General features: G+C 31.0%; 7 protein-coding genes. All 7 read right to left on the reverse strand.

The window, feature by feature from the left end; all coding sequences use genetic code 11:
* Nucleotides 1-89 precede the first annotated feature (89 nt).
* Nucleotides 90-698 (reverse strand): alpha/beta hydrolase, encoded by a 609-nt coding sequence (locus H3Z83_RS06960; protein ID WP_182124760.1) that lies wholly within the window; start codon nt 696-698, stop codon nt 90-92.
* 203 nt (nt 699-901) lie between these two features.
* Nucleotides 902-1,777 (reverse strand): hypothetical protein, encoded by an 876-nt coding sequence (locus H3Z83_RS06965; protein WP_182124761.1) that lies wholly within the window; start codon nt 1,775-1,777, stop codon nt 902-904.
* A 101-nt stretch (nt 1,778-1,878) separates the two neighbouring features.
* Nucleotides 1,879-2,916 (reverse strand): helix-turn-helix domain-containing protein, encoded by a 1,038-nt coding sequence (locus tag H3Z83_RS06970; RefSeq protein WP_182124762.1) that lies wholly within the window; start codon nt 2,914-2,916, stop codon nt 1,879-1,881.
* Between the two features lie 74 nt (nt 2,917-2,990).
* Nucleotides 2,991-4,838, reverse strand: coding sequence for a M1 family metallopeptidase (locus tag H3Z83_RS06975; protein WP_182124763.1), 1,848 nt, complete (start codon nt 4,836-4,838; stop codon nt 2,991-2,993).
* A 72-nt stretch (nt 4,839-4,910) separates the two neighbouring features.
* Nucleotides 4,911-6,554: a S8 family serine peptidase gene (locus H3Z83_RS06980; RefSeq protein WP_182124764.1), complete on the reverse strand. Its 1,644-nt coding sequence runs from the start codon at nt 6,552-6,554 to the stop codon at nt 4,911-4,913.
* Nucleotides 6,555-6,563: 9 nt separating this feature from the next.
* Nucleotides 6,564-7,409, reverse strand: a complete 846-nt coding sequence (locus H3Z83_RS06985) for an MBL fold metallo-hydrolase (protein ID WP_182124765.1) — start codon at nt 7,407-7,409, stop codon at nt 6,564-6,566.
* A gap of 168 nt (nt 7,410-7,577) precedes the next feature.
* Nucleotides 7,578-9,080: T9SS type A sorting domain-containing protein (locus H3Z83_RS06990; RefSeq protein ID WP_182124766.1), on the reverse strand; the 1,503-nt coding region annotated here is incomplete at its 5' end.

Genomic DNA, 9,080 nt, shown 5'->3' on the forward strand with positions numbered 1-9,080 from the left:
CTACACAAAATTGTTGAGCTGATTTCTATATAAAAAAACCCTTTTTATTATAGAAAAAGTGTTTTTAGAAAATACTACAATTGCTTTTTTTATAGTTTTAACATTTTATATTTTATGATTTCTTCTTCTGTCATCCAATGTATACTATTAGCTGGTGCTGCATTAATTGTAAAATAATAAAAAGCTTTTGCATCAACATCTGAAAAACCAATAGATTTATAATAGTTTATATATGGTAAATGATTTGCGTGTCCTACTGGAAAATCTGTAGCGATAGTATTATCTCCTGCCCAAGAATGTACACCAATTTTAGTATTTGAACCTCTTGTTCTTTTAATTCCTGCTAAGAAAAAATCAACCCCTCCAGAAGCAATTTCTGCATTATCTAATAAATGGATATCAATGTTTAGATCATGAACTCTTTTAGATAGTTTTAGATTTATTTCGTCATCAGATGATCCATCACAATTTTTAATGTTTATTGTTTTTATTTTTGGGTATTTAGTATATAATTTATTGTAATTAACTAATGATGAACTGTTAATAGTTCCATTCATTTCTATGGATTTTTGATCATCTGAAACTTTAAAAATCCCAAAAGTGGCTTGTGCCTCTTTTATAACTGAATCATTACTACTACAACTAGAAAGTATAGTTACCAACATTATTAGAATTACTACTGTTTTTCCTGTTTTCATCTTCTATTGTTTTATTTAAATTTATAAAATAAAAAAGCACATACTTTGTAATTGCCTTTTTATGGAAATTACTGAAGTATGTGCTTTAAACACAATATTATAAATTACATTCCCAATTTCTTCTTCAGTGATGAAATGTGATTTAAAAACTTGTTATATAATTAAAACCATTAGCTTTAATTATACCCTACTTATTACATAATTTATCTTCTATAAGTTCCGTCTGGTAAAACAGTTGGCATTTTATAAGTTGGGTTTGTTAGCAAGGCAAAAACTGCTTTGTCAGTTTGCTCTACTTTGGTTCTCGTATTTAATTTCCATTCTTGTTGAATCTCATTTAAACGAGTACTTGTTGCTTGTGCTCCAAACATAGAAGTTAATGCCCAATACATATACTCGATAGTTTGACATGAATTATAATCACAAGTTGAATCATTATAAGTGTACCAAGCATCAGCTGGATAGGAACTTGGAATGGTTAAAAACTTTCCGCCTCGAGCAATATCCATAGCTTTTGCTAATTCAGAGTTTTCATTTTGCCCAAAAGCTTGTGGGTATGCATAGGAATGACCAGCGTTATTAATAATATGTAACACTTCTTCTAGTGAAGCATCAAATCGTCCAGTAAATCCACTTGAAACATAGGTAGGGTTAGTTTCTGCATTACCCAAATCTTGACCTAATCTTCCAGCTGGAGGATTCATACCGTTTAAATCACTTTCTTTAGCCCACATTACTAAAAACGCCTTGTTTTCTAGCATTTTATCCATTACTGCCTGATTGTCTACTATACCATCTTCGTTATTATCTAAATACTGTGCCATAACATTAGCAGCATGTAATAATTTTGCATCCTCTACTCCAGATACTGCATAAATATCGATCCCAAAAACAACTACTTTTCTGTTAAAACTAGTTAAACCAGCATCTGTATTTTTTATAATGGTAAAGTTTGGGTCATTTCCAGGATTAATTGTTGTTTCACCTCCAGATAATAAATCATCATTTTTAGAACACGATAAACAACTTATTGTAATTACAGCTATTAGTATAATTCCTAAACTCATTAATTTCTTCATAATTTTATGATTTTAAATTCGACTATTTTTAAAGTTGAATTAATAACTACAAAAGTGCAGCCAATGGTATAAATAATGAATATATAGAAGTCCGATTGCGGTTATTCGGACTTTTTTAATTGGTTTTGGTATTGTTTTGGGGTAATACCTTCAGCATTTTTAAAAGCAGTATAAAATGTTGATTTTGAAGAAAAACCAGCTTCTTCAGCAAGTCCTAAAAGAGATAACTGTTTTGATTTAGGAGATTCTAATAGTTTTTTAAACTCTTCTATTCTAAATTGATTAATAAAGTGATAAAAGTTATTTTTAGTATGTTGGTTTATTAATTTAGAGAGCTCTTTTTCTTTAATACACAATTCTGTTGATAGTGAACGTAAATTCAAATCTGTCTTTGAAAACAGTTTTTGCTGTTGAACTGTATGAGTTATTTCTAAAAATTGATTTTTGGTTTCTTCTACACTCTTTACTGAAATCGCTTCTTTTTTATTAAATAAAGATAGTGGAGAAGTAAACATTTCTGGTTGAGAAAAACCATTATAGCCTATCCAATAAATCATAAAAAAAGTGAGCACATTAGAAGTTATTGCAAAATACTCTATCAAACTTTCGTTTTGTATACCAACTAAGTCTTCAATTACCCAAAAAACATTGAAAAACAAGAATATGTATATGATTGTTTTCACCCAAGAAAACGTTTTATTTTCTACATCAGAATAAAAATCTCCTAATTTTACTTTATGTTTTTTTAATATATCAAGTGCATATATTAATATTAAAAAACTAAATACATAACCAATTATTTCAGATGAAAAACCTAAAACATCCCAAATAAAAGGAATTAAAAGTACTAGATAAATGAATTTAAATTTATAATTAAGTGTTTTAATTATATACAGAAATAATAAAGGGAGTGTTAAACTAGCTGTCGTAAAAGTATTGACATTATCTATTTCTTGCCCATCAATAAAAGACTGTGAAACTTCGGTTACTAAAGACCATAAAAATAGCCCTAGAAAGATATTTGCTTTATTATTTTTTGATTTTGTTGTTAAAAAAAGTAATCCCAACATAAATGCAGTTGCTATTGACAAGATATCTAAAACCGATAATACACTAAGCTCAATTACTACTTCTTTCATTGCTTAAAAATACAAATCATTTAAACAAAAAAAGCAAGTCTGTCGACTTGCTTTTTTAAAATATAAAATTACTCTTATTTAGTAACTGTATTGTTTTCTAAATTAATATCTGCCATTAATTTTGACGGATCAATCTCTACAGATTTTACATCTTTATTGGTTGTAAAAGAATAAGTAGGATGAGCGAACGTCCAATCTTTTAGTATTGTAGCACCTGTTGGTTTTTCTCCACGCATCATACGTAAAGGAATATTAAACATTTCTTTTGAACCATCAGTATAGGTTACTTCAACATCAATAGGCATTGGCATTTTCCCTAATCTTTCTAATGTAATTGTTTTTCCTTCAACAGATTCAACACCATAATCAATAGTATGTGTAGTTTGCGTCCATTCGTTTAAAAACCAATCTAATTGTAACCCAGAAACTTTTTCAGCAGTACGCTTAATGTCATTTGGTGTTGGGTGTTTAAACGCAAAATCATTAAAGTATTTTTTTAATGTTTTAGCAACATTCTCTTCTCCAATAATATATTCTAACTGCGTTAAAAAGATATTTCCTTTTGAATAACTTCCCATACCATAAGCCATATTTGTATGATACCTATCTGCATGTGTAGAAAGAGGTTCTTCAGCATTATTACTAACAACATAATTGTAATATCTATAAGAACCTGTATGAGGATTTTCTTTTCCTTGTTCTAAAATTTTATTTTCTGCTTTGTTAGATATGTAAGTTGTAAAACCTTCATCCATCCATGGGTGTTTACTTTCGTTCGTTGCTAACAAAAACTGAAACCAGGTATGTGCCAACTCATGCGCAGTAACTCCAAATAAACTTCCCCACTTACGCTTTCCTGTAATTAAAGTACACATTGCATACTCCATACCGCCATCACCTCCTTGGATAACTGAATATTGCTTGTATGGATACTGACCAATATTTTCGCTAAAGTAATCCATTAATTCAGCGGTTTTAGCCTGTAATTTTTTCCAATTCTCCTTATAAAAATCACTTAAAGTGTTCTTGTATAAGAAGTGTAAATCGATTCCATTATCCATTTTATAAGTATCATGGATATATTCAGGGTCTGCAGCCCAAGTAAAATCGTGTACATTAGGTGCTTTAAATTTCCAAGTTAATTTATCGCCAGAAGGTAAGTTTAATCCTTCATTTTTATTCTCATATCCATGACCTACTTCTTGTGGGTTTTGAACATAACCAGTTCCTCCCACAACATAATGTTTATCAATGTGTAATGTTACATCAAAATCTCCCCAGACACCATGAAACTCACGTCCTAAATATGGTGGCGTGTGCCATCCTTCAAAGTCATATTCAGCCATTTTAGGATACCATTGTGTCATTGACAAAACAACTCCTTCTTTACTATCTCTACCTGAACGACGAATTTGTTTTGGTACTTGTGCATCAAAAATCATATCGAAAGTTACACTCTCTCCTGGTTTGATTGCTTTATTTAAAGTTACCTCTAAAATGGTGCCTACGGTTTCGTGTTTTACAACCGATCCATCTTGTTTTAAAGAGTTTACTTTAATATATCCTATTTCAGAAGGAGATAATTTACTTATTCTATCACCAACTCTTTTATCAGGATCTTTAATATTTCGAGAGCGAACATCCATTTGAGAACCTGGTTGAAACGCGTTAAAATATAAATGATAAAACACCTTATTTAATTCATCTGGAGAATTGTTAGTATATACTAACTTTTGCGTTCCTTTATATTGATATGTTTTCACATTCATATCAATATCCATTGTATAATCTGCGTGTTGTTGCCAATAACTACTTGTCGTTGATTTACTAGCTTCTTTATTTCCTACACTACTATTCGTTGCTCCTGTAGATGCACAAGAAACTGCAAATAATACTGAAAGCCCTAATATTATTTTTTTCATTTTTATTAGATTTTATTTAAATCAAAAAAAGAGCATTGTGATAATGCTCTTTTTTATTTTTCTATTCGGATATTATTTTCTTCCATTTACCATTCTGTCTGCCATTCTAACTGCATTATATGCATTTACAACACGACCTGAAACAGATAAATCAGCAAAAGGTACTTTTTCTACTGGCTTACCGTATCTACTTCCCGTACCAGGTTTATTTACTTCTAAATCAATCTTAGTACCAGAGTTCATTAAAATATGTTTTACTTGAACTGCAGATAATTTTGGGTAATAAGAACGAACTAATGCCGCTACCCCTGCTGCAGCTGGAGAAGCCATAGAAGTTCCGCTAATTTTTTGATATGCATTATCAGGAAAAGTTGAATGAATTTGAACTCCAGGAGCAAAAACATCTACATTCTTCTTACCATAGTTTGAGAAAGTTGCTGGTAATTCTTCATTATAATTAGCACTCATTGCTCCAATTGTTAAAAAGTTGTCAGCAATCTCATTTACTAAATCTGGCGCATCGTTAGGGAATGTTTTCTCTACATCAATATTCTTACCATCATTTCCTGCTGCATTTACAATTAACACATCTTTAGAAGCTGCATATTTAATTGCGTCATAAACCCATTCTTTATTTGGTGAAAATCCTTTACCAAAACTAGTATTAATAACTTTAGCCCCATTATCAACAGCATAACGGATACCTAAAGCTACGTCTTTATCGTACTCATCTCCATCAGATACAGAACGAACTGCCATCATTTTTACATTATTAGCAACTCCGTTCATTCCTTTACCATTGTTACGAGTAGCACCAATAATACCAGAAACATGAGAACCATGTGCCTCATCCTTTACAGAATGCCCTGTATTACCATTACCAGAACCTGGTTTATCATTAATATCATAGGCATTGTCACCTACAACTGTACGGTAATCTGTTTTTAAATTTTCTCCAGCAATAGTTGCTTCAGCTTTTTTTACACCACTTTCTAATGCTTTTTTTATACTAAATAATGTATGTCCGTTTCTTTTTGCAAAAGCAGCTCCTCCTTCAATTGCTTCTTTTAAATTTTTATCATCTGTATTAATAGCATCAATTTCTTTTTGGGTAAATTCTGCTTTTCCAAAATACTTTGTTAAAGCCTCAGTAGCAGAAGCAACCATTTTTAAATAGTCCTCATATCTTTTTTTTGTTCCTTTAGCTTCATCAACTTTTTTAGTTTGATAAGCTTTTACTTCTGCTAAAGTTCCAGCATCAGCTATTGAAGGATTCATTAAAATACGCTCGTACTCTAAATGTTCTTTATAAGAATCTCCTAAAAAATTCCATCCGTTAATATCATCAACGTAACCATTCTTATCATCATCAATTCCGTTACCAGCAATTTCTTTTGTATTCACCCAAGCAACATCAACTAAATCTTCGTGCTTTAAATCGGTACCAGAATCTACAACCCCTACTACAATTGGAGTGCTCTTTTTACCTTTTAAAAATTCGTATGCTTTATGAACACTCATTCCAGGAATAGAATCAGTAGCTAAATCTAAATGTTGCCAGTTATCCTTTTCAGCATCTGTTAATTTTGCTTTCTTAGCTGGAATGTTAATTACGGTATTAGAACCTGTAGGCACAGGTTTTGTGCTAATTGAACTACAACTAGCTAAAGTCGCCACTGCTATTGCAGAATAAAATATTGGCTTTAAAACTCTCATATCTCTCTTTTAATTAAATATATCTGTAAATTTATAACTCTCTTTTAATCGCACTCCTTTTTCTGTATGCTTCACAGTAATTAATTCGTTATCAGCATCATGCTCTAAAAACAAATAAAATTCTTTATCAGCAGCCTCGCTTAAGAAAGCTTCTTTTTCTTTTAAAGTTAGTAACGGTCGGGTATCATAACCCATTACGTAAGGCAAAGGTATATGACCTGCAGTTGGCAATAAATCTGCCATAAAAACAATGGTTTTATCCTGATATTGAATTTTAGGTAACATTTGTTTTTCGGTATGCCCGTCTTTAAAAATCACATCGAAACCAACATAATCTTTAGCGTTTAAATGCAAAAAATTAAGTTGTCCGCTTTCTTGAATAGGTAAAATATTTTCTTGTAAAAAGGATGCTTTTTCACGAGCATTTGGGTTTATGGCCCAATCCCAGTGACGTTGATTACTCCAAAAACGAGCATTTTTAAATGCTGGTTCATAACCTGTTCTATCTTTATTCCATTGAATAGAACCTCCGCAATGATCAAAATGTAAATGTGTTAAAAATACATCCGTAATATCATCTCGATGGAAACCATGTTTCGCTAAAGAGGCATCTAAAGAAAAATCTCCAAACAAATAGTAATATCCAAAAAACTTATCTGATTGTTTGTTTCCAATACCTGTATCAACAAGCGTAAGTCGATCTCCATCTTCAATAAGCATACAACGCATGCTCATTGATATCATATTCTTATCGTCAGCTGGATTTGTTCTCTCCCAAAGAGACTTCGGAACCACGCCAAACATAGCGCCACCATCTAACTTAAAATTACCTGTTTCTATCGGATAAATTCGCATAACTACAAAGATGCAGAATTTTAACGAAACTTTTTGTTAAGGAAAATAAAAAAGCGAATCAATTAATTGATTCGCTTTTTTAGAGGTGTCGAGCGGATTCGAACTACCTCAAACAAAACTAACTCTCTCAAAACCAAATCATAACACTGTAGTACAGTATAAAATAACTTACCTTATGACTATTTTTTTAATTATTCTTTCTTCTTTTGTTTCAATTAACGCAAAATAGACCCCTGAAACTAAACTTAAATTATAATCTAATTCATAAATATCTTTTCCAGAGTATTCTTTTTGCAATACCATTGTGCTATTTAATCTATAAATTTTTACATTTATAGTATTGATGTTTTTCAACTCTATATCTAGGTTAAACTCCCCTGAAGAAGGGTTAGGGTACAACAATATAGAACTCAACACTTGATTATTACTTAAATTTTCTTCTTCCTCTTCTTCAATTGTTTTTTCTAATACCAACACCCTTTTAGTTATGTATTCTTCACAATCTCCAACTTTAGATATTAAAGTTACTTCATATTCTCCTTCTTCTTCTATTAAAATTTCTGCATAATTATTATTCTCTATAATTACCTTAGCTTTTTCAGGAAATATCCACGTTACTTCTTCTGGCTTAGGGTCACTAACATTTACTAAAACAAAACTTTCATTAGTGTATACTTGTGATGACACTAAGTAATTTGCTGAAACTTCAGCATCAGATTGTTTTATTTCAATTTCATCCGTTACTATACACCCTAAACCTGTAGTTACAATAACTTTATAAATACCCTCGTCAGTTATTTCTACCTCTGAATTAGTACTACTAAAACCATTTGAGGATGTCCATTCATATTTAACTCCTTTTTCTAAGGTAGCGTCTAATATATATGATTGATCTTTACATAAGGTTACATCTTCTCCTAAATCTAGCTTTAGCTCTTCTGGGTTCTTTATTTCGAAAGATTTTGAATATGTACACCCTTTACTATCTCTAATTAATACTTCATACTCTCCAGCTGATATCCCTCCTATTGAAGATCCTTTTAAACCATTACTCCATATATACTCATATGTAGGAGTTCCTCCTTCAACTAGGATTTTAATTTTTCCATCATTCCCTTGATAACAAGTTGGATTTGTAATATCTACATCATTTATTATTATTGGAGATGGAGGAGTTAATATTTTTTCTGATGTTACTTTACATCCATTAGCATCTACAACGGTTAACATATAGCTTCCTGCTTTTACCCCTTGTAATGACACTGTATTCGTACCTGTACTCCATAAATATGTATATGGTGCTGTACCTCCTTTTACTATACTCTCTATTGTCCAATCATTTCCTGTTCCGCATAAAACATAATCTGATTCTAAAAACAACTCTAATAATTCTGGTTCTGTTAATGTATACCTACTACTTGATACTTTATTATTATTAGCGTCAATTATCTTAACATAATAAACCCCATTTTCTAAAGAGGCTAATTCAGATTCATCTCCTAATAATACTGTACTGCCTTCTTTATACCATTCATATTTATAAGGTAACACTCCTCCTATAGGTTTAGCTTGTAAAACTCCATCATTAGAACCTTGACAACTTATGATTGATTTCTCTTCTATAGAAACCTCTAATTCATCTGGCTGTTCTACTTCATATACAAAACTTAA

Origin of the sequence: Tenacibaculum pelagium, from assembly GCF_014062345.1 — a bacterium.
In the GTDB taxonomy this organism is placed as follows: domain Bacteria; phylum Bacteroidota; class Bacteroidia; order Flavobacteriales; family Flavobacteriaceae; genus Polaribacter; species Polaribacter pelagius.

What these genes read in the sequence shown, in the direction of transcription:
- H3Z83_RS06960 (WP_182124760.1), bottom strand. Translation starts at nt 698, where the DNA reads ATGAAAACAGGAAAAACAGTAGTAATTCTAATAATGTTGGTAACTATA.
- H3Z83_RS06965 (WP_182124761.1), bottom strand. Translation starts at nt 1,777, where the DNA reads ATGAAGAAATTAATGAGTTTAGGAATTATACTAATAGCTGTAATTACA.
- H3Z83_RS06970 (WP_182124762.1), bottom strand. Translation starts at nt 2,916, where the DNA reads ATGAAAGAAGTAGTAATTGAGCTTAGTGTATTATCGGTTTTAGATATC.
- H3Z83_RS06975 (WP_182124763.1), bottom strand. Translation starts at nt 4,838, where the DNA reads ATGAAAAAAATAATATTAGGGCTTTCAGTATTATTTGCAGTTTCTTGT.
- H3Z83_RS06980 (WP_182124764.1), bottom strand. Translation starts at nt 6,554, where the DNA reads ATGAGAGTTTTAAAGCCAATATTTTATTCTGCAATAGCAGTGGCGACT.
- H3Z83_RS06985 (WP_182124765.1), bottom strand. Translation starts at nt 7,409, where the DNA reads ATGCGAATTTATCCGATAGAAACAGGTAATTTTAAGTTAGATGGTGGC.